Here is a 25,368-nt window from a genome sequence, read left to right as displayed (position 1 = left end):
GCTTAAAACTTATAGCTATTAAGATTAAACCCAGCTTTTTGGATTTTTTAATACTTTTAAAAGTTTATCTTCTTCACTTCCGGCTTCGGGATGATCATCATAGACCCATTGAACATGCGGAGGCAAACTCATCAAGATACTCTCGATCCTGCCGTTGGTTTTTAATCCGAACAGGGTTCCTTTATCATGAACAAGATTGAATTCTACGTAACGGCCTCTTCTTATTTCCTGCCATTTTCTGTTTTCTGCAGTGTATGACATTTCTTTTCTGCGTTTAACGATAGGGACATAGGCTTGCAGGAAAGAATTTCCAACGTCGGTTACAAAATTATACCAGTCATCGATCTTCATATGGCTGTCACCTTTCAAATAATCAAAGAATAATCCTCCGATCCCTCTGGCTTCCTCCCGGTGGGAGTTCCAGAAATATTCATCGCATTTTTGCTTAAAATCTGTATATAATGAAAATCCGTGCGGTGTACAGGCAGTTTTGGAAACCTTGTGAAAATGACGGGCATCTTCTTCAAAAAGATAATAGGGGGTAAGGTCCTGACCTCCGCCAAACCACTGGTCTATTACGGTACCGTCTTTATCATACATTTCAAAATATCTCCAGTTCGCGTGTACGGTTGGAACCATGGGATTTTTAGGATGTAGCACCAAACTAAGACCACAGGCAAAAAAATCTACATCTCCCACTTTAAAATATTTCTGCATTGCCGGGGCAAGCGGACCATAAACAGCTGAAATATTGACACCGCCTTTTTCAAATACGGCCCCGTTTTCAATGACCCTGGTTCTACCACCACCACCTTCTTCACGTTTCCAGATATCTTCCTGAAATTTTGCCTTTCCGTCAACTTCTTCCAGTCTGGAAGTGATCCTGTCTTGCAAATCCTGGATATATCGGTAAAATCTTTCTTTCATTTCTTCAAATTTCAGTCTTCTATATAAACCAACTCTTTTTCCGCAGCTTTAATATCTTCGATGGAATAAATTTTTAGCGCATTATTGGTCATTTTGCGTAATTTTTCAATATTATCCTCCTGAAATTCTATGTTTTCAACAAAAAAATTTCTCCCTATTGCATTATTATGAAGATCCATGGCTCTTGCAATTTCTGAATTGGGCGAAAGATCTTCGTGTAGGTCGGTTATTTTTTTACTCCAGGCTACTGAAGCTTCTATTGAATTTAAAAACCTGTAAGAACCTGTACAAATCAAATAATTCCACAGAGCATGTCTAAATGCATTAGCTTTCGTTTCTCCATGATGATTTTTACCAAAGCATGCATTGCAGGTAGCAATAGTTTTCCAGGTGGCATTGAAAGTAGGAAGAATTAAAAAAGGCCTGGAGATAAATACTCCGGCTAACATAAGGGAGTTTTTAAAAGATATATTTCTAAGCCCTTTTTTTATCACCTACCTATATTCTTTTACGGCATCTACAAATGCTTTCGCATTATCAACCGGGATATCCGGTAAAATTCCGTGGCCAAGATTTGCAATGTATCTGTCTTTTCCGAAGGCTTTGATCATATCGTTTACCATATATTTTATTTCAATAGGCTTGGAATATAATCTCGCCGGATCAAAATTTCCCTGCAGGGTGATCTGTCCGCCACTTAAATATCGCGCATTTCTTGCTTCACAGGTCCAGTCTACTCCCAGTGCAGCAGCGCCAGACTGAGACATTTCTTTAAGTGCAAACCAGCAACCTTTTCCATAAGCGATTACAGGAACTTCATCTTTTAAGGCATCTATGATCTGCTGCATGTATTGCCATGAGAATTCCTGGTAATCTTTAGGCTCCAAAAGTCCACCCCAGGAATCAAAAAGCTGAACGGCATCTACACCGGCTTTTACCTTTTCTTTTAAATAAGCAATGGTAGTATCGGTGATCTTTTGAAGTAATGTATGGGCAGCAATAGGTTCCATAAAACAAAATCTCTTCGCCTTATCAAAAGTTTTGGATCCCTGTCCCTGTACACAGTAACATAGGATCGTCCATGGAGAACCGGCAAAACCAATTAACGGAACCTCATCATTTAATTCCTGCTTGGTCATCTTGATGGCATCAAAAACATAGCCTAATTCCTCATTCACATCTGGTACCACTACCTGCTCCACTTTTTTCGCAGTATCTATGGGATTAGGTAACCACGGGCCAACACCAGGTTTCATTTCCACCTCGATATTCATCGCCTGTGGAACCACCAGAATATCGCTAAAAAGTATTGCGGCATCGGGACCAATTTGTCTGATGGGCATTACAGTAATTTCTGTAGCCAGTTCCGGAGTCCTGCAACGGGTGAAGAAATCATATTTCTCCTTCAATTTCATAAAATCTGGTAAGTATCTACCAGCCTGTCTCATCATCCAAACTGGCGGACGTTCTACAGATTCTCCTTTTAATGCTTTTAGTAACAGGTCGTTCTTTATCATTTCCTGGTTTTTATTTATTCTTTAAAGTTGAGACCACCTTTGCGATCACATTTTCTATGGTCGGTTTTGTGGCGACAATGATCTTTTCTGTATGTTTTTTTGCTTCGGAAGCGGTGGTTTCCCCAATGCAAAAAACAGTGGTTTTCAGCTGATTTTGATTCGTGAAACTTTCTACTCCACTGGGACTGAAAAATAGAATTCCGTCAAACTCAGATTCGAATTTCTTCAGATTCAATTCAGTCTCATAAACTGTGGTCTCGGTGTATTTTATATTATTATTTTTCAGTAATTCCGGAAGTTCTTCCCGGCGAATGTTTCCGCTAAAAAAATGAAATTCTTTCTGATAGTATTCCTTGATTATTTTTAAGGCCAGTTCTTTTGCTTTGTCAAACTTCTCCAAAACATTAAAACCTTTTTCCAAAGCAAGGGCAGAAGTTTTTTCTCCCACACAAAAACAATTTTCGACCTTTATATTTTTTGAAAGGATTGCTTTAATGGCATTCTTACTGGTGAAAATTACATTTTGAATGCTATGATCCACTAAACTGAAATCAATAAACTTAATGGAAATAGCATCATACTCAACAAGTCCAATTCCGCTATTAAGCAATAATTCCTTCTGATTAAGAGCCAGTTTTTTTGTAGAAAGCACCGTTGCCATTTATCAATTATTTAAAACTGATTTAATTCTGGTCATCAATTCCTTCCCGCCGTTATTCAGAATTTCTAGAGCACACTCTTTCCCCATATTTTCAACCTCATCAATTGGAAGGGCTCTTTCTACTTCAATTTTCTTCTTCCCGTCCAGACTGAATAAAGCTCCGTGAAAATGAATGTGTTCATTTACTTTTTTGGCAAGGGCCCCAATGGGTGCTGTACACCCACCTTCCAGCACTTTTAGAAATTCACGTTCAATATGGACACAAACCTGGGATTCCTGATGGTTTAATAAGCTTAAAGCCTCTCGGCAATACGTGTCATTTTCCATAGCCACGATAAGCATGGCACCCTGGGCGGGAGCGGGGATCATCCAGTTGAGGTCTATAAAATTGTCAGGTTTAATCTCGATTCTCTCTAGTCCGGCGGCAGCGAAAATCGCTCCGTTCCAGGAATTATCATTGAGTTTTTGCATTCGCGTATTTACATTGCCGCGAAGATCTACTACTTTATGTGTTGGGTATTTGTGAAGCCACTGGGCTTTTCTCCTAAGACTTCCCGTGGCGATCGTTCCTTCTTCAGCTTCAAGAAAATCCACTCCTTTATGCACAAGAATATCTTTGTTGCTGGCTCTTTTCATTACGGCAGCTTCCACAATTCCTTTGGGAAGGGAAGTAGGGACGTCTTTCATGGAATGAACTGCAATATCCACCTCTCCTTTTATCATAGCGACATCAAGGGTTTTAGTGAATATTCCGGTAATTCCCATTTCGTATAATGGCTGATCCAGGTTTAGATCCCCGGTAGATTTTACGGGAACCAGTTCTGACTTATGACCTGTTTTTTCAAGAGCATTTTGAACGGTTTTGGCTTGCCATAGCGCTAATTCGCTGTCTCGCGTACCAATTCTAATTACTTTGCTCATTTTGTGATTTCTTCTAATTGAAAGACCTTTTGGATAAGTTCCAGGCTTTCATCTGTAGTTTCAGTGTCTTCTTTTAGATGATTGGCGAAATGTTTCATGATCTTTTGAATGATCCTGTTACTTACGATCTCTGCCTGTTCATCATTGAAATCGGTTATTTTTTTACGTTGAAAATTCAGTTCATCATCTTTCATCGTTTTTAGCTTTTTCTTTAAAGCTTTGATGGTAGGTGCGAATTTTCTGGTTTCCAACCATTGGTTGAAGTCATTTTCAACTTCGGTAATGATCTCTTTTGCCTGCGGAATAAACTGCTTCCTTCTTTCCAGGGTTTCATCGGTCATTTGAGAAAGATGGTCTAAATGGATCAATTTCACATTTTCCAGTTCCTGCACATCGTCTGAAACGTTTTTAGGTATAGAAAGATCCAGCACCAAAAGCTCTCTTTTTGGATAGATTAGCTCTTTAGAAATTGTTGGATTCTGGGCACCTGTAGCGACAATTAAAATATCTGAATTTCTTATCTCGGCCTGTAGATCGGCATAATCCTTCACAATAAGGTTGAACTTTCCAGCGATCTTTTCCGCCTTGTCCTTGGTTCGGTTTATAAGAGTGATATGATTGTTCCTGGTATGTTTCACCAGATTTTCGCAGGTATTTCTTCCAATTTTCCCGGTTCCAAAAAGCAAAATTTTCTTTTCTGAAACACTTTCTATATGCTTAAGGATGTATTGAACAGATGCAAATGAAACTGAAGTTGCCCCGCTGGAGATCTCGGTTTCATTCTTAATTCGCTTACTGGCCTGAATTACGGCATTTACAAGACGTTCTAAAAATGCATTTACCAGGCCTAGTTTCTTAGACCTTACAAATGCAATTTTAAGCTGACTAATTATTTCAAAATCTCCGAGGATCTGGCTGTCAAGTCCTGTCCCAACCCTGAAAATATGAGAGATTGCCTGCTTGTTCTTGTAAACATAAGCTACTTTTTCAAATTCTTCTACGGTACCGTGAGTGTGTTCGCAAAGTAATTTGATAAGTTGAAATGGGTGTTGTGCGAAACCGTAAATTTCGGTTCGGTTACATGTAGAAGTCACTAAAATACCATCAATACCTTCGTCTTTAGCCTGTTCAAGAAGTCTTTGCTTAGATTCTTCAGTGAGGCTAAAATGTCCTCTAATCTCAGCATCGGCCTTTTTGTAACTTAAACCTATGGTGTAAAAGTGCTTTCCTCTAGAAATGTGATAATCCTCCATGTATCTGTTTAGGCAATACGGCAGCAAAAATAAGATAAGCCTAAATTAAAAAATAACGCTGGAAGCACTAAATGTGTCGATAGATGATAATTATCATTAAATTAAGACCAAAAAGCCTAAAATACAATACTTTTGTAGTAATGATAGCTTGTTTGAAGCTATTAGTTTAGATTGATTCTAAATAAATAGAAAATCTGCCCTATGGAAGATCACTTAAAAAATAACGCTGTAAGTATCTCTGAAGAGATTAAGATCGAAGATGGTTTTTTTATTCTTAAGTTTCAGAATGATACGGCAGATACCAGGTTAATGTCCAGGGATATAGACAATAGTTTTATTCAATTCCACTTTAATGTAAAAGGGAACAGTAAATTCCTTTTTAATAATGGGAATTATGAATTACCTCTTCAGGAAGAAAATTCATTGTTGCTTTATAATCCACAACAGGATCTGCCTTTAAATGTTTCTATGGAATCTGAATCCTGGTTAATATCACTGGTGATTTCTATCAAGAAGTTTCATGCACTTTTTTCCCAGGAAGCAGATTATATCACATTTTTAAGTGCAGATAATAAGGATAAAAAATATTATAAGGATGCGCCGGTTTCTCCTTCTATGGCTATCGTCTTAAATCAGTTGATGAATTTTAGCCTAACGCCCAGTATTAAAAATCTCTATTTTAAAGCTAAGGCATTTGAATTATTAAGCCTCTATTTTAATAAAGCTGAAAATCCAGATCTGGAGCAATGTCCCTTTTTAAGTGATGAAGAAAATATTAAAAAGATAAGAAGGGCCAAGGATATAGTGATTGCAAGTATGGCAGAACCACCTTCCCTTCAGGAACTTTCAGATGAAATTGGTTTAAGCCTGAAGAAATTAAAAGAAGGTTTTAAACAGATCTATGGAGATTCGGTGTATAGTTTCCTCTTTGATTATAAGATGGAATATGCCCGTAAGCTTTTAGAAACTGGGGAATATAATGTTAATGAAGTGGGATTGAAAGTAGGCTATAGTACGGCCAGCCATTTTATAGCCGGTTTCAAGAAAAAATTCGGAACTACACCCAAAAAGTATACTCTCTCTATAAATTAATTAGCTATGCGTTTTACAATCTACGCCCTTCTATTAATTTTCAGTTTAAAGCTTCAGGCCCAGGAAAAGCAGGTTCTTATATTCTCTGAAACCGAAGGATTCAGACATAATTCTATTGAAAATGGGATTCAGGCCATACAAAGAATCGGAAATGAAATTAATTTAAAGACCATCACAAGCCAGGATAGTAGATTTTTTATTGAAAATGATATGAAGGAGATAGATCTCGTCATATTTTTAAATACAACCGGCGATATTTTGAATAGGGAAGAACAGACAGCCTTCCAGTCTTATATGGATAATGGCGGAAATTTCTTCGGAATTCATGCTGCCGCTGATACTGAATTAACCTGGCCATGGTATGGAGATCTGGTAGGAGCATATTTTAATGGACATCCAGAAATTCAGGAAGCTGTAATTAACGTGAAGATGCCACAACATATGACGCTGGATCATTTGCGGGATGATACCTGGAAAAGAACCGATGAGTGGTATAATTATAAGGAAATCGGCAAAGGTTTAAACGTGCTAATGACCTTAGATGAGAGTACCTACAAAGGAGGTGAAAATGGCGATTTTCATCCTATTGCCTGGTATCACAATTATCGAGGAGGTGGAATTTCCATCTATACCGGTGGAGGCCATACTACAGAATCTTATTCTGAGCCTGACTTTCTGCAACATCTTAGCAAGTGTATTCAATTTGCTTTATCCAACTAATATTATGTGATCATAGAAAACTCCGATAGAAAAACAGTGAGTAGAATTATACAGAATGCTATTTTTGAGCTGAAAAAGAAAAATTATGAGTAAAGGTGTACTGCTGGTCAACCTGGGATCTCCCGATAGTACCGACCCAAAGGATGTAAAAAGATATCTTGGTGAATTTTTGATGGACGAACGGGTGATCGATGTTCCATACTGGGCTCGAACTTTATTAGTTAAAGGAATCGTTCTTAATACCAGGCCAAAGAAATCTGCTGAAGCATACCAAAAGATCTGGTGGGAAGAAGGTTCACCCTTGATCGTGCTTTCCGAAAGATTGCAAGCAAAAATAGACGAGCAAACTTCTGTGCCAATTTCACTGGCCATGCGCTATGGTACGCCGAGTATTAAACAGGGAATGCAGGAATTGCATGATCAGGGAGTAGATGAGGTTTTACTTTTCCCATTATATCCTCAGTTCGCCATGGCAACTACAGAAACTATTCTCGTGCTGGCAGAGAAACTCAGGAAAGAATTTTTTCCTGAAATGAGTTTTACCACGGTACCGCCTTTTTATAATCATTCAGATTATATAAGAACGCTCGGAAATAGTATTGCTGAATCCTTAAAAGATAAGGAGTATGAGCATATTTTATTTTCTTATCACGGAGTGCCGGAAAGACATATCAGGAAAAGCGATGTCACGAATTCTCATTGTAAAATTGATGGATCTTGCTGCCAGTCGGCTTCTACTGCTCATCAGTTTTGTTACCGCCATCAATGTTATGAAACTACAAGATTAGTCGCGGAATATTTAGAATTGAAACAGAACACCTTCAGTGTTTCCTTCCAGTCCAGGCTAGGTTTCGATCCATGGTTAAAACCGTATACTGACAGAACTATCGAAAGATTTGGAAAGCAGGGAATGAAGAAACTGGCTATTGTAACCCCCGCCTTTGTTTCAGACTGTCTTGAAACGCTTGAAGAAATTGCGATGGAAGGAGAAGAGATATTTCATGAGGTTGGAGGCGAAAAATTTACGGTAGTACCTTGTTTAAATGACAGGGAAGATTGGGTAAAGGTACTTTCCCGCTGGATTGATGAATGGGCTCACCAAAAGCCTGTAGAAGCTTAATGTCTCGTAGAAATTCCAAAGATCTGGGTGAGAAACCCATTGGGAAGCTGCTCATTCAACAAGCGCTTCCTGCTTCGGTAGGGATACTGGTAATGTCCCTCAATATACTTGTAGATACTATTTTTGTAGGGAACTGGATAGGACCCATAGCTATTGCGGCTATTAATGTGGTGCTTCCGGTTTCATTCTTTATAGCTGCTTTGGGGATGGCAATTGGGATTGGAGGTTCCTCCATAATTTCCAGGGCTCTTGGGGCAGATGATCAGCCCAAGGCGTTAAAAACCTTCGGAAATCAAATAAGCCTTACCATTTTGCTGGCCATAGGGCTGGTAATTCCCGGACTCATTTTCGTTGATGATTTAATTCCTGCCTTCGGAGGAAAAGGGGAAATATTTGACCCGGCCAGGATCTATTATATCATTGTGCTTTGCGGGGTCCCGTTTCTTGCTCTGGCCATGATGGGAAATAATGTGATTAGAGCGGAAGGGAAACCACGGTTCGCCATGACCGCAATGATAATTCCTTCTGTAGCCAACCTAATTTTAGATTATATTCTTATTTACAGGCTGGATATGGGAATGGAAGGAGCGGCCCTGGCTACCTCGGCATCCTATCTATTCTGCCTGGGTTATATTATCTGGTTCTTTCTATCTAAAAATTCTGAATTAAAGATCAGCACTGCCCACTTCAGACTGGATTTTCCCATTTTAAAGGAAATGTCTTCCCTGGGTATCGTTACGCTCGCCAGGCAGGCTGTGGTTAGTGTCACCTATCTTTTAATGAACAACATATTATTTGATCTTGGCGGGGAAGATTCGGTAACAGTTTATGCGATCATTGCACGAATGCTGATGTTTGCCTTATTCCCGGTTTTAGGGGTTACTCAGGGATTTTTGCCAATTGCAGGTTTCAATTACGGCGCCCAGAAATATTCCAGAGTTCGAAAAAGTATCAATACCGCTATTCTTTATGCCAGTATTATGGGATTGTTGATATTCCTCGGAATTATGTTTTTTGCTCCCAGCCTGGTAAAGATCTTTACACAAGAAACTTCGATAATTGAACAAACCCCCTCTGCGATGCGCTGGGTATTTGCAGCAATTCCCATAATAGCGGTTCAGCTGATTGGAGCAGCTTATTTTCAGGCAATCGGGAAAGCAGTTCCTGCTTTTTTACTCACTTTATCACGCCAGGGTTTTATTTTTATTCCGTTGATATTGATTTTACCTGTTTATTATGGAGAACTTGGCGTCTGGATCTCATTTCCCATTGCCGATGTTCTTAGTACCATTATAACGGCGTATTTTCTGAATAGAGAGATCACAAAAACACTTAAGTAAGCCTTCGGTTTCAAATTCCTTTAAATCCTTATCTTTAAAACTTTGCTAACCAAAAACTGTATGATTAGAAATCTACCTCAGCCTTTTATTGCACGAAACTTTTTCCATGTTATCTTAGCTTCTAATTCGTTTAAAATTATTCCTAAAAAAGCCTGATGGAATACTATAACTATATAAAAGCGCTGCATCTTATCTTTGTGATCACCTGGTTTGCAGGCTTATTTTATATCCCCAGACTTTTCGTTTATCAAATTGAAGCAGATCAAAAAGAAGAGCCAGACCGATTTATTCTTTTGAAGCAATTAAAGCTTATGACCAAAAGGCTGTGGTTTATTATTACCTGGCCTTCTGCAATTCTGGCAAGTATTTTTGCTGTTGTCCTGCTTTTTATGATCCCGGAATGGTTACAACAACCCTGGATGCATGTAAAACTTGTTTTTGTAGTATTACTATATGCCTATCATATCAAATGTCATTTGATCTTTAAGCAACTTCAGAATGATGTTGTAAAATGGAGTTCTAATCAAATGAGAATCTGGAATGAGGGCTCAACTCTTATCCTGTTTTCGGTGATTTTTCTTGTGATCGTAAGGGACGCAATTAACTGGATCTATGGCGTAATAGGAATATTTCTACTGGCGATCATCTTGATGCTGGGAATAAAAATATATAAAAGAATAAGGACAAAGAATCCCAATGCCTGAAATGGTGCGATAATTGTAATCCTTGAGGCAAGCTAGCTTATATGAAAGTGCTTAAATTATCCTTACGAACCCGTATTTTTATCTCCATGATATTGTTGGTGCTGGGTGCATCAATTCTAATATTTGGAGTTACGGTCTATCAATATAAGCAGGAAGCTGAAAATTATCACAAAGAGCGACTCGAGCGAAAGCAGAAAGCAATCCTTGAAAATATCAAATTCGTTCTGGCCAGTACCACCTATGTGGTAGATACAGAAAACCTTGAACTTATCTTTAATGAACGTGATAAGATCGATGAAATGGCGGAGGTTCATGAAATGCAGATCCATATTTACAGCCTGGAGGGAAATCTCATTATAAAATCTGACGAATCCTTCTTTAAGGATACTACCGAAGTTAAGATCCAGAGCGGGATTCTTAAAAAACTGGATTCAACTTCAGATAAGAGATACCTGAAAAAGACCGAGATCAATGGCCAGAAATACCAGTCTTCCTATTCTTATATTACCGATAATAAATTCAAACCACTGGCTATATTATACCTGCCGTACCTTCAGGATGATAGTCTGCTTAATCGGGATCTGAATAACTTTCTGGTAAGAATGGCTGAGGTTTATCTTTTTATGCTCCTTATTGCCATCATCCTGTCATTTTTCCTTTCAAAATATATCACTAAATCCCTTAAGATCATTTCAGAAAAGATCAATCAAACAAGACTGGATAAGAGAAATCAAAAGATAGAACTGTCTAATGCTACCGAAGAGATCTACGCCCTTGTTTCTGCGTATAACAGTATGATCGATGAATTAGAGGAAAGCGCGGTGAAACTTGCTACAGGAGAGCGTGAGCAGGCATGGAGGGAGATGGCGAAGCAGGTTGCCCACGAGATCAAGAATCCTTTGACGCCTATGAGATTAAGTGTGCAAAGTTTTCAGCGTAATTTTGATAAGAACGACCCGGATATTGAGTTAAAGGTTGAGGAATATACTAATACGCTTATCAACCAGATTGATACGATGAGCTCTATTGCTTCAGCATTTTCAAATTTTGCCAAAATGCCGGCACAACAAAATGAAACTTTGAATGTTCCTAAAATTGTGAAACTGGCACTGGATATTTTTAATGAAAGGTATATAGAATTTAAATCGGAGAAAGAAGAGATCCTGGCTAAATTTGACAGAACTCAATTGATAAGGGTGGTTACCAATTTAGTTAAAAATGCAACCCAGGCGCTTAAGCATGTGGAAGATCCTCATATTCTGGTAATGGTAGAAGAGCAAGAAAATATGGTTTGTGTTTCGGTTTCAGACAACGGATCGGGAATTTCTGAAGAGAATAAAGACAAGGTTTTTGAACCTAAATTTACCACAAAATCCAGCGGAATGGGACTTGGGTTAGCCATGGTAAAGAATATTGTAGAGACCTATAATGGAAGCATAGATTTTGTTTCCAAACAGAATAAAGGCACTATATTTAACGTACGATTTCCAAAATAAAAATTTATGAGCTATCAAAATATTTTAGAAGAGATTGAAAATGATATCCTTACAATCACGATAAACAGGCCAAAGAAATTAAATGCCCTTAACCGTGAAACTATACAGGAATTGCATGAGGCCTTTAAAGAGGCTAAAAATAACGATGAGGTAAAAGTGATTATTCTTACCGGAAGTGGCGAAAAAGCTTTCGTTGCAGGAGCAGACATTAGCGAATTTGCTGATTATTCTCCAAAAGAAGGTAAAAAACTCGCTGCAGATGGGCAGGAAAAATTGTTCAATTATGTATCGAATTTCCCAAAACCAGTTATTGCTGCGGTAAATGGATTTGCCCTAGGTGGAGGCCTTGAACTGGCTATGGCAGCACATTTTAGGATTGCCAGTGATAATGCAAAAATGGGTCTTCCGGAAGTATCCCTGGGTGTTATTCCTGGTTATGGAGGTACACAGCGTTTGCCGCAATTAGTGGGAAAAGGGCGCGCGATGGAGATGATCATGACCGCCGGAATGATAGATGCCAACCAGGCATTACAGTATAACCTGGTAAATCATGTGGTTGAGGTGGATGAGCTGAAAGAATTTACCGAAAAAATGGCCGGTAAGATCATGAAAAATTCTATGGTAGCTATTTCCGAAGCGATTAAAGCGATCAATGCAAACTACGAAGATGGTGTAAACGGCTTTGAGGTAGAGATTTCAGGATTTGGACGTTCTTTTGGGACTGATGATTTTGATGAGGGAACTTCTGCATTCCTGAATAAAAGAAAGGCTGAGTTTCCGGGTAAATAATATAATATGCAGTGGCGAAAGAAGCGCCTAACTGAATAGAGATTAAAGGTCATACGTTTGATTACGTATGACCTTTTTACTTTTCATATTTTAGGAAAAAATCCTTTTATTTGGAAAATTTCCATATTTTTGTGAAATGTCATCAGATGAGTTTATAAAGGGAAGAGGAGCGCAATTGAATGCATCCAATAGATTTCATGAGCATAGTCATGAAATGAGAGATGATTTTCTCAATTATTGTGCTGCGGAAGGGGATGAATCGAGAGAATCTAAAACTACTATTATTGAAACTTTTCCGAAAACTATCATCAATAAAGTGGTAAGCCCTGATGTTGGAATGGAATGTTCCTTAAACCCCTATCAGGGTTGTGAGCATGGCTGCATCTATTGCTACGCCCGGAATTCCCATGAATACTGGGGATATAGCGCAGGCCTGGATTTTGAACAAAAAATACTGGTAAAGCGGAATGCCGTGGAGCTGCTGGAAAAGAAATTGAAAAGTAAAAGCTGGGAAGCTAAACCCATTGTTCTTTCTGGAAATACCGATTGTTATCAGCCCATTGAAAAGAAATTGAAGATCACCAGAAGTTTATTACAAACTTTTCTGAAATACAGGCACCCGGTGGGCATGATCACAAAAAACAGTCTGATCCAAAGAGATATTGATATTTTAAGAGAGCTGGCACAAGAGAATCTTATATCTGTTAGTCTATCCATAACTTCTCTTAAAGAAGAGACTCGCAGGGCCCTGGAACCTAGGACCGCCTCCATAAAAAAAAGACTGGAAACGGTAGAAAAACTGTCGGCCGCAAATATTCCGGTTGGAGTGATGATGGCCCCAATTATTCCCTCGATAAATTGTCACGAAATAATGCCTCTGGTAAAGGAAATTTCAGAACGGGGAGCATTTGGAGTTGGATATACCATTGTTCGACTGAATGGGGCAATTGGACAGATTTTTTCAGACTGGATCAGAAAAGCAATGCCGGACAGGGCAGATAAGGTGTTGCACCAAATTGAGAATATACACGGCGGAAGCTTGAATGACAGCAGGTTTGGCACGAGAATGAAAGGCGAAGGGGAATTTGCCAACCAGGTAGCACAGCAATTTAGAATTGCCAGAAAACTTTATTTAAAAGACCGTGAAAAACCTAAACTTAATTGTAAACTGCATCAAGAGTTCAAAGACGGGCAGATGAAGCTTTTTTAGAAACCAAATTCAGAAACTCTGAATTTTCAGTAAATTCAAAACAAAAACGTATGCCAGAACTTCCTGAAGTAGCCTATCAAAAGATATATGTAGATTCAACCAGTCTTCATCAGAAAATTGTCAAAGTAGAAACGGGAGCAGATAAAATATTTCAATCGCCAAAGAAGGAGTTTGAAGATATATTGAAAGGGAATGAATTTGTGTCGACCGCGCAGATAGGAAAATACCTGTTGCTGGAATTGAAGAAATCTGGGTTCCTGGTTATACATTTCGGCATGACCGGAAAATTGGATTTTTTCAATCATGATGAAGTTCATAAACATGCACAATTGACCTTAAGCTTTGAAAGCGGGTCCAAACTTTCTTTCATTTGTCCTAGAAAATTTGGAAAACTTTTTCTAACCGATAGTATAGAAGCCTTTCGTAAAAAACAGAATTTAGGGCCACATGCTACCGAAATTAATAAAGAGGACTTTCAGAAGTTATTTGATGGCAAAAGAGGCAGTGTGAAAACAGCTTTAATGGATCAGTCTTTTATCGCCGGACTGGGAAATTTATATGTAGACGAAATGCTTTACCAAAGCGGGATTCACCCCAAGTCGAAATCTGAAAATCTTAATAAGAACGATTTTTCCACCATGTTCAAAAAAATGGTTGCTATTCTGGATACAGTTACCAAAAGTAAAACCGAAGGAATTCCTATTCCGGAAGATTATTTGAGAAATCATAGAACTGAAGGGGAAGACTGTCCGAATGGCAAGGGAAAGATTGAAATGATAAAAGTAGGAGGGAGAAGCACCTATTTTTGTCCGGATTGTCAGGAGATAAAATAGACTGCGGCTTTATTTTTTAATTCGGTATATTTAGCCGTCTTCAAAATCTGTCTGATTGTAGTACTCTATGAGATTTTTCAAACTAACTTTTCTTCTTTACATTTTCATTACTTTCAATCTTACTGCACAAAAAGATTCGTTAGAGACTAAAACTTATGAGGAGCTTAAAACTTTAATAGGCGGCTTTGAAAAAGAGAAAATCAATTTTGAGCTAATCGATTATTATCGAAAAAAAGCTATAAATGATAACAATCTTGAGCAGCAATTGATAGCCAAAAGTTTGTTTATCGAAGGTTCAATATGGAGTCGAAATTTTGATACAGCTCAGGATTCACTCAAATCATTCATGAGTTTTGCTTCGAAGCATGAATTGAAATCACAAAGTATTCATTCTTTATTTCAAATTGGCCAGGCGTATTTTTATCAGGGGATTTGGGGGAAAGCTATAGAGAATTATAGTGAAGCTCTTAAACTTTCTGAAGAAACAAATGATAAAAAGTACCAGCATAAATTATTGCTTAAAATAGGATACATCAGATCGACAATTGGTGATCCAAATGAAGCCCTTAGTCTTCATAAAAGAGGTCTTGAAATCCTCAAGAATTCTGGTTTTGATGCAACCTATTTGGAGAATGTAAAGGCCACGAACTTTTATTATCTCTCCCTATCCTATAAAGCGAAAAACCAAAAGGATTCTGCTATATTTTATATGGATAAAGCCTTGCAATTGGTTGAAAAAGCTAAGGACACATGCCAAAAGCAACAATTCCTCAGAAAAAAAGCAGAAATCGAGATCATGATAAATAAGCTTTCATCTGCCGAGAATAATCTGAAAAGAGCTATAGTTCTTTGTAGGCCTCTGTCAAAATTAGATAGCCTGGTATTTTATGGGAATTTTGGAGAGTTATATCTTGCAAAAAAACAATTTAAAAAAGCTCAAATATTCCTTCAGGAAGCACTTGAAATTTATCAGGTTAAGAAAGATGAAGAAGGTTTTATGGTAGATCACTATAAACTACTGGCAAAAGCCTATAAACATACTGGTGATATAGAGAAGTCTAATTTTTATCTTGAAAAGTATATAAACACAGTAGCGCAGTTTGGTAAAATTAGGGATACAGTAAACCAATCATTAAAACAGCAAGAAGTAGAGGATTTCAAAAATGAGTTGGCGGCAATTAAGGAGGAAAAAAATCTGAAACAAACCTATCTTAATTATCTATTTTTAGGAGCTTCTCTTATAATTCTTCTACTGCTGGTGGTACTACTTCGTTTTTATAGAAATAAAAAAAAGAACGAGGAAAAATTTGAAGCTTTGATGCTCAAAATTGAATCCACTAATGAATTAGATAAAATCACTAATACAAAAGATGAAGTATTAGAAGAAAAGAGCAGTACTGATGTTCCTGAAGAGACAAAACAGCAAATTTTAGAGGGTCTCAAAAAACTGGAGCAAAAAGAATATTTTCTCAAACAGGAATGTAATTCTTATAATGTCGCCAGGAAAATAAATACAAATACTTCGTATCTCTCGAAAGTGATCAATTCACATTTTGGTAAAAACTTCAATTCCTATATCAACGATCTTCGCATTAATTATGCAATCGTTAGGTTAAAGAATGATGTGATCTTTCGTTCTTATTCCATCCAATCCATCGCTGAAGAAGTGGGTTATAAAAGTGCCGATTCCTTCACCAAATATTTTAAACTTAATACCGGTTTGAACCCTTCTTTTTATATCAAGGAGATAAAGAATATTGGCTAAAATAGCCTTTCTAACCCTAAATTTATAAAAATAGGCTTGGCCGAATTTTCACTTTTCTTCGCTCGTATTATTTGATTCAATTCTAATATTATCAACGCTTTACAGCGATTTTATGTTCCCCATTTTTCTAAAACTGGGGAGTCTTTTCTTTTTATATGGAGTTTTGTGTTGCAGATTTGATTTCAGAAATCAATCACTAAAAATTTTATTATGAAAGCAAAAAACAGAAAAGTAAAAAAACCAATAAAGTTAATTTTCATTATGGTAATTGCAGGTTCAATAGGACTCACTTTTGGATATGGAGTTGGACAGGGAGTTTCGGCAAATAATAAACTGGTAAATTCCATTGAAACTAAACTTCAGCAAAACTGCAATTGCGAAATTGTAAACTCTGATGTAAATGCTGTGGGTATTCAATTCAGCATGGAAGATGGGTTTAGTAATTCTCAGGCAGGCTTCGTACTTGAAAATTGTATATTTTCTAATTCGGTGGAAACCGAAGCAATACGGCTAAATAATATTCTTCAAAAAGAAATCGAGAACTATAACTCCATGGACCTGATTTCCTTTCATTTCAAAAATTCTGAACAATCTCAAACCGTGAAATTCAGGGAAGGTTGCATTCTGGAATCAGAGAAAATCTAAAATTAGTTATCATGAAAATTTCAAAAAAGAAAATGTATATCTCTGCTGTGGCCATTCTGGTTTTAATCTACATGTACTTATTGGAATATTTTCATTCACAATTTCATCTATGAAAACAAGGACTTCAAAAAATATTAAACTCATAAAGTTTGCCATTGGCGTTATATTCGGCATAAGCCTTTTTCTAATAATCAAACTACTATTTTAAACTTAAAATGATGACTACACTTATAAAATATACGATCATACTAGCCTCTCTTCTTTTTGGAGTGGCGATACAGGCTCAGGAATTAAAAGGATCTTATAGCGGGAACCTTGAAGTACAGGGCACTCAAATGGAATTGATCTTCAATATTTCTTCTGCGGAAGAAGGTTACGAAGCAACTTTAGATGTTCCGGCACAGGGTGCTTCGGGAATCAAACTTGATTCGGTAAGTTTGCAGGATAATAGGGTAACCATTAATTCTGCTAAAATGCGCATGACGTATTCTGGTATATTAAAGGGTGAAACTATAGAAGGAACTTACAAACAAGCGGGCCAGGAATTTCCGCTAAACTTAAATAGAACTGTGAAAAAACAGCCAGGAAACACTCAACTACCGTCAACTGAAGCCGAATTGGATAAACTTGCGGCACTGGAAACCGGTGATTACAAATATTCAGTAGAAGATTATTTTAAAACTCCCGAAGCATACTCATTTCAGTTATCTCCAGATGGAAAGTATATCGCTTACATGAAGCGTAGACAATCTGGGGAACGGGATTTATATTTAAAAGAGACTGCAACGCAAAAAGAAAGTTTACTGAAAGCCCAGGGTGAAGATTTGATTCGTGGGTTTTACTGGGCAAGCAAAGACCGTATTTTATACCTTCAGGATAAAGGAGGAGATGAAAATTACCATGTTTTCGGGGTAGATGTTGATGGTGAAAATGATAAGGACCTTACTCCATTTGAGGGAGTGAGAGTAAACATTATTGCTGCTTTAAAAGAGGATGAAGAGCATGTGATCGTACAAATGAACAGGGATAATCCTCAACAGGAAGAACCGTACAGATTGAATATTAATACGGGAGAGGTAACAAAGTTGTATACCGTTGAAGAAGGAGATGCTCCTGTGGCAGGCTATAATTTTGACAGAAAAGGAAACCTGCGAGCCATAACTAAGGTTGTAGATGGAGTAAATACTGAAGTTCAATATAAAGTTGATGGAGAATTCCGCAGAGTGAAACTTGCTGAGTTTGGAGACTCCTTTGGTATCTCTTCTTTTAACCCAAATACTGAAAATCCCGATGACGCTTATGTAGTTTCAAACCTGGATGGTGATAAAATTGAAATTCAGCATTATGACTTAAAAGAGAATAAGAAGATAAAGACAGTTTATAGCAATGACACGTTCGATGTATCGGGAATAACACTTTCAAGAAAACGTGATTATGAGATCGACTATTTCAGCTATTCCGGTGAAAAGATGGTAGTTGTTCCAGTGAGTGAAACCTATAAAAAAGTGTATGCCCGCTTAAAAGAGGAATTTGGTGAAAAACAATTTTTCACAGTTGGTAGAACAGATGATGAATCGCAATATATGGTTCGTGTAACCAGTGATAAAATTGTTGGCGAGTATTATCTGTATGACGTAGAGAAAGACAAGATTACACTGCTTTATACGCTTCTGCCGCATTTAAAAGCTAAAGATATGGCCTCTATGAAGCCGATCACTTTCAAAAGTCGTGATGGCTTCACTCTTCATGGTTATATCACGCTTCCTGCAGATTATAAAGAGGGACAGAAATTGCCGCTGATTGTGAATCCGCATGGAGGGCCACAGGGAATTCGTGATAACTGGGGATTTAATCCCGAAGCACAGCTTTTTGCAAGTCGTGGTTATGCAACCTTGCATGTTAATTTTAGAGTGTCTGGTGGATATGGTAAAGAATTTCTGAAAGCTGGCTTCGGAGAGATTGGGCGCAAGGCAATGGATGATGTAGAAGATGGAGTTGATTTTGTGATAGATCAGGGATGGGTAGATAAGGATAAAGTAGCTATTTACGGTGCTAGTCATGGAGGATATGCTGTACTTCGAGGGATGACCAAAACTCCTGAAAAATATGCTTGTGGTGTAGATTATGTGGGAGTAAGCAACCTGAACACTTTTATGTCAACTATACCACCATATTGGGAAAAATACAGGGATATGTTATATAAGATATGGTATAATCCTGAAGTTGCAGAAGAGAAGAAAATAATGGACGAGATCTCTCCAGCATTACATGTAGATAAAATTAAAAATCCGCTTTTTGTGGTTCAGGGGGCTAATGATCCGCGAGTGAATATTGATGAAGCAGACCAGATCGTAAAAAGCTTAAGAGAACGTGGAGTGGAAGTACCTTATATGGTAAAATATGATGAAGGCCACGGGTTCGCTAAGGAAGAAAACCGATTAGATCTTTATAAAGCAATGATGGGCTTTTTTGCAGAGCATCTTAAGGATAAAAAAGCGACACCTTTAAAGGGATAGGATTAAGATAAATTGAAACTAAAAGACCGCTACAATTTGTAGGGGTCTTTTTATTTTTCTCCATTCCATTCCGCATAGAATTGCTTCAAAAAACTTTCCATAAAAAGATGCCGCTCTGCAGCAATTTGTCTGCCGGTTTCAGTATTCATTCTATCTTTCAGCAATAATAATTTTTCATAAAAATGATTGATCGTTGGCGCATTAGAAGCTTTATATTCCTCTTTGGTCATATTCAAATTGGGTTCAATTTCGGGATCATAAAGAGCTCTGCCTTTAAAGCCACCGTAGTTGAATGTCCTGGCGATGCCAATAGCGCCCAGTGCGTCCAGCCTGTCTGCATCCTGTACTATATCCAATTCCGCAGAAGTGAATTCCTGATCTGTATTGCCGCCCTTAAAAGAGATATTCTGAATGATCTTCACCACGTTGTTAATGGTATCCTCTGAAACATTCTGACTTTGTAAAAAATCTGAAGCTATTCTTGGACCTACAGATTCATCACCATTATGAAATTTTGAGTCGGCAATGTCGTGTAGTAAGGCTCCCAGTTCCACGATCTGAAGATCTGCTTTTTCCCCTTTTGCTATCAATCTGGAGTTATTCAAAACCCGTTCAATATGAAACCAGTCATGACCACCTTCAGCACCTTCAAGACTATCTTTTACAAAAAGTATGGTGTTTTCTATTAAATTCGAATCTTTCATAGCGGTTAAACTTCCAAGGTTTAAAACTGGGGAGGGTTTATTTTATATCTGCAAGTATAGTTCTCTCTACCTGGGCAGCCAAAGCTTCCGGATCCTGGGTTCTTATTTCTATAGGTTCATGAATCTTTAAACGAACATTTACCCCAAGGTCTATGGGAAAATTCCCGTGTTTAAAAAGTTTCCAGGAGTTGTTGATGGTGATGGGAACTACCAGGGCATTTGGCAATTTCTTGAATAATATCATCAAGCCATTCTTTCTAAATTCTTTAGGAGCGCCCGTTCGGCTTCGGGTACCTTCAGGGAAAATTACGGCTGATCTTTTGGTTTCTTTCAGATAATCTCCAAACTTGCTCATTTTTAATAATGATTCCCGTCGGTTTTTACGGTCTATCAAAACTGAACCCCCATGTCTCAGGTTAAATGAAATGCTGGGGATCCCATGCCCCAGTTCTTTTTTGCTTACAAATTTTGGATGGTGTTTTCTAAAATGCCAGATAATAGGAGGGATGTCATACATTCCCTGGTGGTTAGCTACAAAAATGCAGGTTTTATTTATAGGGATATTGAAATCGTTCTCGATGCTAAAGGTAGTTCCTAAAATATTCAGGCAACGCATCAGGAAAAAATTGAAAATATCCACACTCTTTTTGTGGGTTTCGTATCCGCCTAGTTTCAGGCAGAGCCATTGAATGGGATGGAATATCAGCAGATTAAGAAAAAAGAAAATATAGAATATGACCGATAAGGGATAGGAGAAAAATCTTTTCATCTTAATTTAAAAGTACAAAAATAACTATTTCAACTTAAGCGCATAAAAAAACCACGCATCAAGCGTGGTTTTATCTACTATCTTATAAAGATTAGCAAAATTCGTTATAAGCTCCAATAAGGTTTTCTGCGATCATATCTGCAGGGCGTCCTTCAATATGGTGGCGCTCCAGCATATGAACCAATTCGCCGTCTTTGAATAAAGCCATAGAGGGAGAAGATGGAGGGAAAGGTACCATCATATCTCTAGCTTTATCAGTAGCTTCTTTATCTACCCCTGCAAAAACAGTTACAAGGTTATCTGGTTTTTTAGTATTCTGTAGAGACATTCTGGCTCCCGGACGGGCATTGGCGGCAGCACAACCACAAACTGAGTTTACTACTACCAAAGTAGTCCCCTTTAGCTCCATTGCCTTTTCCACATCTTCTACAGTATGTAATTCTTGAAAACCAATATTGGTAAGATCTTCTCTCATTGGTTTTACTAAATCTGCTGGATACATATATGTTATCTTTTTTATTAAACTTTAGTGAGCAACAAAGATACCAAATTAAGTTAAGCCTGCATATCTCAAATTACTATGTGCTAATAGGTTCAATTTATAACAGATGTCAAGAAGAGATAGGCTTAGATTACTAATTAAATATTGAAAATGTTATCTTTGCGGCTAAAGAAAATTGCCCGATGATCAAATGGCTTGCCGCAGTTCTGGGATATATGTACTTCAGGTTTCCCGGTGCTATTCTTGGATTTATAATAGGTTCTTTGCTGGATAATTATATCCGCTCCTCGGGAGGGATGTTTAAATCAGTGTTCGGGGAGCAAAAACAGAGCGTTTCTCCGGGCGATTTTGAATTAAATCTTTTATCTCTTAGCTCGATAGTGATCAAAGCAGATGGGAATGTCTCGCAGAAGGAGCTGGATTACGTAAGAGCTTATTTTATCCAGGCCTACGGAAAAGAGCGCGCCAATGCTACTTTTAGAACTTTTAATGAAGTAGTAAAGAACCGGCAGGTCTCTGCTTCTATTATCGCCAGGTATTTAGCAGCCAGAACCAAATATCCTACCCGGCTTCAAATCATACATTTTTTATTCGGAATTGCCCAGGCAGACGGACGGGTTAGTGAAGCTGAAGCTGAAGTAATAAATGATATTGCCGGATATCTCCAAATTGGCAGAAGAGATTTTGAAAGTATCAAAGCGATGTTCTTCAAGAATACAGATTCAGCCTATACGATCCTGGAAATTGACAAATCTGCCAGTGATGCTGAGGTAAAGAAAGCCTATAGAAAAATGGCCAAAAAATACCATCCCGATAAATTAGGCCACATGGACGAAGCCTATAGAAAAGGAGCACAGGAAAAATTCACCAAAGTTCAGGAGGCCTACGAGCAGATCCAGAAAGAACGCGGTATATAAAAAACAGCCTTCCGGTAATTATCGGGAGGCCTTCCAACCAAGGCTAATTATGAAAAAACCTGTGATCAAAAGATTGATCTGGTATTAGCCTTTTATCAACGTTTTCATTTGGTCGGTGGTAAGGTATTCGTGGCTTTTAATCTTTACCCTGAATTCTTTATCTAACACCATAATCACTGGAAATGTAACAGGTTTATTCTGCCTGCCTGCCAGTAACATTGCAATTTGATGAATCCCATTCCGCTTTGTTTTAGCCTGTTCATTCACAAAAATTTGCCCTTCAAATTCTATTTCTGCGGTACTTTCTGCATTCATCTTTACCGCATAAAAGTTTTGGTTTAGAGATGAGATAATTTCCGGATCCTTAAAAGCATTTCTATCCATTTTTTTACAATAGACGCACCAATCAGTATAAAAATAAATAAGCACGGGTTTGGTTTCTTTTTTTAGAGTATCGTCCAGAACTTCAAAGCTTATCCATTCTATCTCGTTCTTCTGAGCATTAATAGAATGAAAACAAAAAATTATTAATAGTAAGATCAGTTTTTTCATGCTTTTCGGAATTAGTTATGAAGATTGCCAAATTTGATTCCGAAGAAAAAAGTACGGGGTCGGGATGGTCCATAGATGTAATCTGAATCCCGTGTAGGGCCGGAGTCAAAATCATCCTGATAAGCATTGAACACATTCTGAACACCCGTACTTAGATTGATATGAAAATTCTCTGTAATATCTATATGCTGTTCCAGCTTCAAATTCATATCCCAGAAAGTGGGAGATTCCCTTAGGTCTAAAAACCCGTTGGAATTGACCACTTTCGGGATCGTCATTTTACCGGTATAAGTCCCGGTTAGATCTACACTAAAACCATCAAAAGGAGAGGTGTTGATATTCAAATAGCCGTAAAAATCTGGATTCCTTACAAATTCAGTGATAATAATATTTTCCTCAGTAACAGAGGTCGGATCAGCTTCATATAAAACCTGGTCTTCTTTATAGATGGACTGCTGATAAGTTCCACCCATCTGAAAGCTTAGCTCTGAAGAAGGGGAAACGCCAATCTCGAAGTTGGTTCCCGTAACATAAGCTCCTCTACCATTTCGTACTTCCTTCAGAATTGAACCGTTAGGCAGACTGGCCCCGGTGCTTACCGTGGTAAATGGATTTTGAAGTTCTGTATAGAATCCCTCCAGTAGAAAATCTGTTTGTAATTTATTAATGCTTTTTGAATAATTGAAGGAAGCAGTGTAGGCGTTGGAATATTCTGTTTCCAGGTCATCAGATAATATTACAAATTGTGGTTCCCCGCCAACCGACGAAATATGCAGGTCTTCATTAAAAGCCTGTGGCGCTCTAAATCCCCTGGCATAACCACCCCTGAATTGTAATTCTTCATTAATATCATAAAGTATCGTCAATCTTGGGCTTAAAACGGTCTCATCAATTTCAGAACTTCTTTGAATATTTTCCACGGCATAACTTCCTGAAACATCAATATGATCAAGTCTCGCGCCCAAAAGAGCCGTGAATTTATCTAAAGGTTTCCATTCATATTGTCCAAAAACAGCATAAGAATTAACTTCCTGATCAATGAACCTTTGGTAACCTGCGATATCATCTTCGGTATTACTGTGATTAAATTCTATCCCGGTGGTAAGTACATCATTATTTTTGAAATTCCTGGTAAACTGAAAACCTCCCAATAGCGCGAGATCTTTGGTATTTCCGTAAGCATTTAAGGCGGTAATGCTATCCTGGGCATTTCGTCCCCCTCCAAGACCTCCATAGAAACTTTTCCTGTCTGTATGCTGTCCCGAGACATATACTGAATAGTTGTTGTTTATTTTAGCATTGGTAAAGTCGTAGGTAAGTCCGCCAATGAAAGTATTATGATCCAGTTGCTCGGTTATATCGGTTAAATGTGGCGCCAAATCCAAACGATCGCCACCTCTTCGATATTCTTTAAGAGCGGTAAGGTCGAGGCTAATTTTACTTGTTTGGTTAGGTTTAAAAAATGCCTTTGCACCAAGGGTATTATTGGTAAGTTCGGTGATCTCTGTAAATCCATCTCCATTGGCATCATAAGCAGAACGATCACGATTCATCCCATATATGGTCACCCCGCTATTCAGATCTTCGGTTACTACAGAACCTGCGAAATTTAAGGTTCTATCCGGAATTTCACCATCGATAAATGAAAGGTTGCTGGCAATATTCCAGGTGTTCAAAACAGGTTCTTTTGTGATGATATTTACGGTTCCGGCAATGGCATTCGAGCCGAATAAGGCCGAACCCCCGCTGCGAACCACTTCAACCCGGTCAAGAATAGAGGTAGGGATCTGTTCTAAACCATAAACACTGTTCAAAGCACTAAATACCGATCGACTATTGATCAAAACCTGGGTGTAACTCCCATCAAGTCCATTAAGTCTTACCTGGGTAAAACCACAATTCTGGCAATTGGTTTCTACCCGTACTCCTGGTTGAAAATTCAAAGTTTCAGCTACCGAAACTGATTGGGTTGCATTAAATAATTTTGAATTCAATACATTCACGATCACCGGGGAATCCTTGAGATTTATTCTGTTTCTGGTCGCACTTATCACTACCTGATCCAGCCCCAAGGCGTCTTCTTGCATCTCAATAAGTAGCACTTTATTTACATAATCTTCAGGATCTATAGAAATCTGCTGAGTTTTAAAACCTATCGCCTGAATGTTTAAACGCACGCTCTTTTCCTTAAACTGGATACTGAATTTCCCGTCCAGATCGGCACTGGTACCCTGATTTGTGCCTGCCACAGAAATATTCGCAAAGGCTATAGGTTTCTCTCCATCAGTTACGACGCCTTTAACTGTAGTAGTTTGTGCGCCTACAACTGAAAACGACAGAGTAAAAATGACCAGCATTAAAATCTTCATCCAATTTTAATTTTAAGCAAAGGTATAAAAATAATTTAGCCTTATC

At 38.0% G+C, this 25,368-nt stretch carries 24 protein-coding genes; 13 read left to right on the top strand and 11 right to left on the bottom strand.

Going from position 1 to position 25,368, the window contains the following annotated elements:
* Positions 1-24: 24 nt before the first annotated feature.
* Genes hemF through hemA form a run of 6 tightly spaced genes read right to left on the bottom strand, consistent with a single transcriptional unit; the run spans position 25 to position 5,279 of the window.
* Positions 25-927, bottom strand: coding sequence for an oxygen-dependent coproporphyrinogen oxidase (gene hemF, locus LGQ90_RS11205; protein WP_229341131.1), 903 nt, complete (start codon positions 925-927; stop codon positions 25-27).
* 11 nt (positions 928-938) lie between these two features.
* Positions 939-1,376, bottom strand: coding sequence for a DUF6973 domain-containing protein (locus LGQ90_RS11200; RefSeq protein ID WP_229341129.1), 438 nt, complete (start codon positions 1,374-1,376; stop codon positions 939-941).
* A gap of 45 nt (positions 1,377-1,421) precedes the next feature.
* Positions 1,422-2,444, bottom strand: coding sequence for a uroporphyrinogen decarboxylase (hemE, locus tag LGQ90_RS11195; RefSeq protein WP_229341127.1), 1,023 nt, complete (start codon positions 2,442-2,444; stop codon positions 1,422-1,424).
* Between the two features lie 10 nt (positions 2,445-2,454).
* Positions 2,455-3,105, bottom strand: coding sequence for a uroporphyrinogen-III synthase (locus LGQ90_RS11190; protein ID WP_229341125.1), 651 nt, complete (start codon positions 3,103-3,105; stop codon positions 2,455-2,457).
* Positions 3,106-3,108: 3 nt separating this feature from the next.
* On the bottom strand, positions 3,109-4,026 hold the full coding sequence (hemC, locus tag LGQ90_RS11185) for a hydroxymethylbilane synthase (RefSeq protein ID WP_229341123.1): 918 nt from the start codon (positions 4,024-4,026) through the stop codon (positions 3,109-3,111).
* Complete coding sequence (hemA, locus tag LGQ90_RS11180) at positions 4,023-5,279, bottom strand: glutamyl-tRNA reductase (protein WP_229341122.1); 1,257 nt, start codon at positions 5,277-5,279, stop codon at positions 4,023-4,025. Before hemA ends, hemC begins: the two co-directional genes overlap by 4 nt.
* Before the next feature lie 201 nt (positions 5,280-5,480).
* Between hemA and LGQ90_RS11175 the strand changes: the two genes are divergently transcribed.
* The 12 genes from LGQ90_RS11175 (at position 5,481) to LGQ90_RS11120 (ending at position 19,509) form a co-directional block, all read left to right on the top strand.
* A complete protein-coding gene (locus tag LGQ90_RS11175) occupies positions 5,481-6,371 on the top strand; it encodes an AraC family transcriptional regulator (RefSeq protein WP_229341121.1) in 891 nt (296 codons plus the stop codon).
* 6 nt (positions 6,372-6,377) lie between these two features.
* Positions 6,378-7,091: a ThuA domain-containing protein gene (locus LGQ90_RS11170; protein WP_229341120.1), complete on the top strand. Its 714-nt coding sequence runs from the start codon at positions 6,378-6,380 to the stop codon at positions 7,089-7,091.
* 85 nt (positions 7,092-7,176) lie between these two features.
* The gene (hemH, locus tag LGQ90_RS11165; RefSeq protein WP_229341119.1) at positions 7,177-8,211 is read left to right on the top strand and encodes a ferrochelatase; all 1,035 of its coding nucleotides are present in this window, start codon (positions 7,177-7,179) and stop codon (positions 8,209-8,211) included.
* Complete coding sequence (locus LGQ90_RS11160) at positions 8,211-9,551, top strand: MATE family efflux transporter (protein ID WP_229341118.1); 1,341 nt, start codon at positions 8,211-8,213, stop codon at positions 9,549-9,551. Before hemH ends, LGQ90_RS11160 begins: the two co-directional genes overlap by 1 nt.
* Before the next feature lie 155 nt (positions 9,552-9,706).
* Positions 9,707-10,255, top strand: a complete 549-nt coding sequence (locus tag LGQ90_RS11155; protein WP_229341115.1) for a CopD family protein — start codon at positions 9,707-9,709, stop codon at positions 10,253-10,255.
* 41 nt (positions 10,256-10,296) lie between these two features.
* The gene (locus tag LGQ90_RS11150; RefSeq protein WP_229341113.1) at positions 10,297-11,751 is read left to right on the top strand and encodes a sensor histidine kinase; all 1,455 of its coding nucleotides are present in this window, start codon (positions 10,297-10,299) and stop codon (positions 11,749-11,751) included.
* A 6-nt stretch (positions 11,752-11,757) separates the two neighbouring features.
* A complete protein-coding gene (locus tag LGQ90_RS11145) occupies positions 11,758-12,540 on the top strand; it encodes an enoyl-CoA hydratase/isomerase family protein (RefSeq protein ID WP_229341112.1) in 783 nt (260 codons plus the stop codon).
* 136 nt (positions 12,541-12,676) lie between these two features.
* Complete coding sequence (locus LGQ90_RS11140; protein ID WP_229341111.1) at positions 12,677-13,750, top strand: PA0069 family radical SAM protein; 1,074 nt, start codon at positions 12,677-12,679, stop codon at positions 13,748-13,750.
* A gap of 50 nt (positions 13,751-13,800) precedes the next feature.
* Positions 13,801-14,583, top strand: coding sequence for an Fpg/Nei family DNA glycosylase (locus LGQ90_RS11135; RefSeq protein WP_229341110.1), 783 nt, complete (start codon positions 13,801-13,803; stop codon positions 14,581-14,583).
* Between the two features lie 67 nt (positions 14,584-14,650).
* Positions 14,651-16,348 (top strand): AraC family transcriptional regulator, encoded by a 1,698-nt coding sequence (locus LGQ90_RS11130; protein ID WP_229341109.1) that lies wholly within the window; start codon positions 14,651-14,653, stop codon positions 16,346-16,348.
* A 210-nt stretch (positions 16,349-16,558) separates the two neighbouring features.
* Positions 16,559-16,993 carry a hypothetical protein gene (locus tag LGQ90_RS11125; protein ID WP_229341108.1) on the top strand — a complete coding sequence of 145 codons (435 nt, stop codon included), beginning with the start codon at positions 16,559-16,561 and terminating at the stop codon, positions 16,991-16,993.
* Positions 16,994-17,211: 218 nt separating this feature from the next.
* Entirely contained in the window at positions 17,212-19,509 is a 2,298-nt protein-coding gene (locus tag LGQ90_RS11120) for an alpha/beta hydrolase family protein (RefSeq protein WP_229341107.1), read from the top strand.
* Positions 19,510-19,559: 50 nt separating this feature from the next.
* On the opposite strand, the gene LGQ90_RS11115 is transcribed toward LGQ90_RS11120, so the two are convergent.
* The 3 genes from LGQ90_RS11115 to LGQ90_RS11105 form a co-directional block, all read right to left on the bottom strand.
* The gene (locus LGQ90_RS11115; protein WP_229341106.1) at positions 19,560-20,213 is read right to left on the bottom strand and encodes an HD domain-containing protein; all 654 of its coding nucleotides are present in this window, start codon (positions 20,211-20,213) and stop codon (positions 19,560-19,562) included.
* Positions 20,214-20,250: 37 nt separating this feature from the next.
* On the bottom strand, positions 20,251-20,982 hold the full coding sequence (locus tag LGQ90_RS11110) for a lysophospholipid acyltransferase family protein (RefSeq protein ID WP_229341105.1): 732 nt from the start codon (positions 20,980-20,982) through the stop codon (positions 20,251-20,253).
* A gap of 91 nt (positions 20,983-21,073) precedes the next feature.
* Positions 21,074-21,484, bottom strand: a complete 411-nt coding sequence (locus tag LGQ90_RS11105; protein WP_229341104.1) for a BrxA/BrxB family bacilliredoxin — start codon at positions 21,482-21,484, stop codon at positions 21,074-21,076.
* A gap of 182 nt (positions 21,485-21,666) precedes the next feature.
* Here LGQ90_RS11105 and LGQ90_RS11100 point away from each other — a divergent pair, with 182 nt between their 5' ends.
* Positions 21,667-22,401 (top strand): TerB family tellurite resistance protein, encoded by a 735-nt coding sequence (locus tag LGQ90_RS11100; RefSeq protein ID WP_229341102.1) that lies wholly within the window; start codon positions 21,667-21,669, stop codon positions 22,399-22,401.
* A gap of 84 nt (positions 22,402-22,485) precedes the next feature.
* Here LGQ90_RS11100 and LGQ90_RS11095 read toward each other — a convergent pair whose 3' ends face one another.
* Positions 22,486-22,953 carry a thioredoxin family protein gene (locus LGQ90_RS11095; protein ID WP_229341100.1) on the bottom strand — a complete coding sequence of 156 codons (468 nt, stop codon included), beginning with the start codon at positions 22,951-22,953 and terminating at the stop codon, positions 22,486-22,488.
* An 11-nt stretch (positions 22,954-22,964) separates the two neighbouring features.
* Positions 22,965-25,322 (bottom strand): TonB-dependent receptor plug domain-containing protein, encoded by a 2,358-nt coding sequence (locus LGQ90_RS11090; RefSeq protein ID WP_229341099.1) that lies wholly within the window; start codon positions 25,320-25,322, stop codon positions 22,965-22,967.
* Between the last annotated feature and the right edge of the window lie 46 nt (positions 25,323-25,368).

Source organism: Christiangramia sediminis (assembly GCF_020552705.1).
Lineage (GTDB): Bacteria > Bacteroidota > Bacteroidia > Flavobacteriales > Flavobacteriaceae > Christiangramia > Christiangramia sediminis.
This window is presented reverse-complemented; position numbering and strand designations above follow the sequence as displayed.

Excerpts from the sequence above, each read along its gene's own strand:
- LGQ90_RS11150 (WP_229341113.1), top strand. The coding sequence starts at position 10,297 with ATGAAAGTGCTTAAATTATCCTTACGAACCCGTATTTTTATCTCCATG.
- hemF (WP_229341131.1), bottom strand. The coding sequence starts at position 927 with ATGAAAGAAAGATTTTACCGATATATCCAGGATTTGCAAGACAGGATC.
- LGQ90_RS11090 (WP_229341099.1), bottom strand. The coding sequence starts at position 25,322 with ATGAAGATTTTAATGCTGGTCATTTTTACTCTGTCGTTTTCAGTTGTA.
- hemH (WP_229341119.1), top strand. The coding sequence starts at position 7,177 with ATGAGTAAAGGTGTACTGCTGGTCAACCTGGGATCTCCCGATAGTACC.
- LGQ90_RS11110 (WP_229341105.1), bottom strand. The coding sequence starts at position 20,982 with ATGAAAAGATTTTTCTCCTATCCCTTATCGGTCATATTCTATATTTTC.
- LGQ90_RS11200 (WP_229341129.1), bottom strand. The coding sequence starts at position 1,376 with ATGTTAGCCGGAGTATTTATCTCCAGGCCTTTTTTAATTCTTCCTACT.
- LGQ90_RS11160 (WP_229341118.1), top strand. The coding sequence starts at position 8,211 with ATGTCTCGTAGAAATTCCAAAGATCTGGGTGAGAAACCCATTGGGAAG.
- LGQ90_RS11145 (WP_229341112.1), top strand. The coding sequence starts at position 11,758 with ATGAGCTATCAAAATATTTTAGAAGAGATTGAAAATGATATCCTTACA.
- hemC (WP_229341123.1), bottom strand. The coding sequence starts at position 4,026 with ATGAGCAAAGTAATTAGAATTGGTACGCGAGACAGCGAATTAGCGCTA.
- LGQ90_RS11170 (WP_229341120.1), top strand. The coding sequence starts at position 6,378 with ATGCGTTTTACAATCTACGCCCTTCTATTAATTTTCAGTTTAAAGCTT.
- LGQ90_RS11115 (WP_229341106.1), bottom strand. The coding sequence starts at position 20,213 with ATGAAAGATTCGAATTTAATAGAAAACACCATACTTTTTGTAAAAGAT.
- hemE (WP_229341127.1), bottom strand. The coding sequence starts at position 2,444 with ATGATAAAGAACGACCTGTTACTAAAAGCATTAAAAGGAGAATCTGTA.
- LGQ90_RS11190 (WP_229341125.1), bottom strand. The coding sequence starts at position 3,105 with ATGGCAACGGTGCTTTCTACAAAAAAACTGGCTCTTAATCAGAAGGAA.
- LGQ90_RS11155 (WP_229341115.1), top strand. The coding sequence starts at position 9,707 with ATGGAATACTATAACTATATAAAAGCGCTGCATCTTATCTTTGTGATC.
- LGQ90_RS11095 (WP_229341100.1), bottom strand. The coding sequence starts at position 22,953 with ATGAAAAAACTGATCTTACTATTAATAATTTTTTGTTTTCATTCTATT.
- LGQ90_RS11120 (WP_229341107.1), top strand. The coding sequence starts at position 17,212 with ATGACTACACTTATAAAATATACGATCATACTAGCCTCTCTTCTTTTT.
- LGQ90_RS11105 (WP_229341104.1), bottom strand. The coding sequence starts at position 21,484 with ATGTATCCAGCAGATTTAGTAAAACCAATGAGAGAAGATCTTACCAAT.
- LGQ90_RS11125 (WP_229341108.1), top strand. The coding sequence starts at position 16,559 with ATGAAAGCAAAAAACAGAAAAGTAAAAAAACCAATAAAGTTAATTTTC.
- LGQ90_RS11140 (WP_229341111.1), top strand. The coding sequence starts at position 12,677 with ATGTCATCAGATGAGTTTATAAAGGGAAGAGGAGCGCAATTGAATGCA.
- LGQ90_RS11100 (WP_229341102.1), top strand. The coding sequence starts at position 21,667 with ATGATCAAATGGCTTGCCGCAGTTCTGGGATATATGTACTTCAGGTTT.
- LGQ90_RS11130 (WP_229341109.1), top strand. The coding sequence starts at position 14,651 with ATGAGATTTTTCAAACTAACTTTTCTTCTTTACATTTTCATTACTTTC.
- LGQ90_RS11175 (WP_229341121.1), top strand. The coding sequence starts at position 5,481 with ATGGAAGATCACTTAAAAAATAACGCTGTAAGTATCTCTGAAGAGATT.
- LGQ90_RS11135 (WP_229341110.1), top strand. The coding sequence starts at position 13,801 with ATGCCAGAACTTCCTGAAGTAGCCTATCAAAAGATATATGTAGATTCA.
- hemA (WP_229341122.1), bottom strand. The coding sequence starts at position 5,279 with ATGGAGGATTATCACATTTCTAGAGGAAAGCACTTTTACACCATAGGT.